Origin of the sequence: Streptococcus sp. 4094, from assembly GCF_013277125.1 — a bacterium.
In the GTDB taxonomy this organism is placed as follows: Bacteria; Bacillota; Bacilli; order Lactobacillales; family Streptococcaceae; genus Streptococcus.
The window spans coordinates 1-1697 of sequence record NZ_VMMI01000078.1; the positions used below are offsets into that span (position 1 = coordinate 1).

Genomic DNA, 1697 nt, shown 5'->3' on the forward strand with positions numbered 1-1697 from the left:
GTTAAATTGTGTCATATGTTGTTTCCTTTCTATTTTGGTTCATACACATCATAGATAGTATGGGGGTCTTTCGTTCTGATAGCTTCATATTGAGCCTTTGTACCAACCCAATATTTCAAGGCTTGCCCACCGTTTTGGTTGATGATGTTTTGGCCGGGCGCTCCGTCACGTCCTCTAGCGCCATCAGCGCCTCGTGCACCAGCTGGACCTGTTGCACCGTCACTGACATTATCAAGACGTGTGCTAGCAGCTGCTTTAATGCCGTTGTGCGTTACAACTATGTAGACCTCAAACCAGCCACCAGAGCGCTGAGTAGCATTCCACTGACCAAATTTACCATTTGCATCAGGCGTTTGATTTCTCAAAACACCCCAGCTATTATTGCCAAAACCACGGTAGTAATAATCAAGAGTATAGCCACTGGTTAACCGTGTCCCGTCATAGTAGACGTCCGCGATCAAATTCAACTGACTAGTCGCACCGTTTCGATAGCTTCCTTCGATACGTACATTGGCATTTAAGCTATGCCCATTTTCCCCTTTTAAGCTTTCTCTCTGACTGGAGGTCAGATTGTCAAATGACGGGCGATTTTCCAAGGCGGAAATCCTAGCCTTGATGGGGATATCATTGTACAACTCCCATTTTTGGGCATAAGTAGACAAGTCTTGGTGGGAGGTCAAGTAGCCTTTCTCTTCCAGCTCCGCTTTTGTAACGAGGGTTTCTGGATTGACTCTCGGTCTACTCTCAAGAGAGTCCAGTCTTTCCTGGACTTCCCTATCCTTTAACTCTGAATCTTCTTTGATCGCCTTGACATCCCTACCAATAGCTGTTGCTAGATTTTCAAGGTTACTCATAGCACTCACGCTTTCGCTGCGTTATAGGTTGCGACCAAATCAACATTGGCAATCTGGTCTACACGTCCGCTGACTTCAGTTACTTTGCCAAGAAGTGCGCCGTTTTCGTCTTGCCCCATGCTCGTGATTTTTTCTGCGATTTCTTTCAACGTATCAAGATTTTCAGGCGTTCCCTCACCCAAGATTTCAGCCTTAACCTCGGATTTAGCACGGGTAATTGCTTGGTTCATGTCAGACGTGCTGACTTTCGTTTTCAGCTCTTCGTTTACCTTTTTGTTATCTTCCCCCACTGCCTGCGCGAATGCTGTTAATTTTGTAGTATCCATTTTGTGTTACACCTTTCCTAAATTGTAATAAAAGAGCAGGTCTGGCAATTCATGACCTGCTGGGCTCTCGCCTACAGTTCTACCTGCAAGCTGTTTTTCGACTTCTTTTGCAATATCCAGCTCTTTTAAAGCATGGACTTCTTCCGTAACCAATTCTTTATCTGAGTCTTCAATTTCAATATAAGTATCTCGATCGCTTGGGAAGATATACCCTCCAACCGAGATTTCTACTCGGTACTTTCCGCTCGGTAGAATACTATCTAAATTAAAATTGACAGAATGGCTAGTGACGGGAGCGGTTGTCTTCCACCTGCGTTGTCCCTTTGTTAGAGTAACAACCGCTTCTTGCCCCTCAAATGAGGTCATAACACGGTAATTCTCGTCTAACAATTCAAATCCAAAAGTAGAAGACAAATCCCCTTGCTTAATAAGGTCGCCACCATCAGTTCGAGCCAAATTGGTTGTATTAACTCTACGTTTGTTACAACCCATTCTGAACCTCTTTCTAATCATCTAC

The 1697-nt window shown here is 44.4% G+C and carries 3 protein-coding genes; all 3 read right to left on the reverse strand.

All coding sequences use genetic code 11. From position 1 onward, the window contains the following. Positions 1-29: 29 nt before the first annotated feature. Genes HT721_RS10805 through HT721_RS10815 form a run of 3 tightly spaced genes read right to left on the reverse strand, consistent with a single transcriptional unit; the run spans position 30 to position 1672 of the window. Positions 30-854, reverse strand: coding sequence for a collagen-like protein (locus HT721_RS10805; protein ID WP_173214580.1), 825 nt, complete (start codon positions 852-854; stop codon positions 30-32). 5 nt (positions 855-859) lie between these two features. Next, on the reverse strand, positions 860-1180 hold the full coding sequence (locus HT721_RS10810; protein ID WP_173214578.1) for a hypothetical protein: 321 nt from the start codon (positions 1178-1180) through the stop codon (positions 860-862). A gap of 6 nt (positions 1181-1186) precedes the next feature. Beyond that, a complete protein-coding gene (locus tag HT721_RS10815) occupies positions 1187-1672 on the reverse strand; it encodes a hypothetical protein (RefSeq protein WP_173214576.1) in 486 nt (161 codons plus the stop codon). Positions 1673-1697 lie beyond the last annotated feature (25 nt).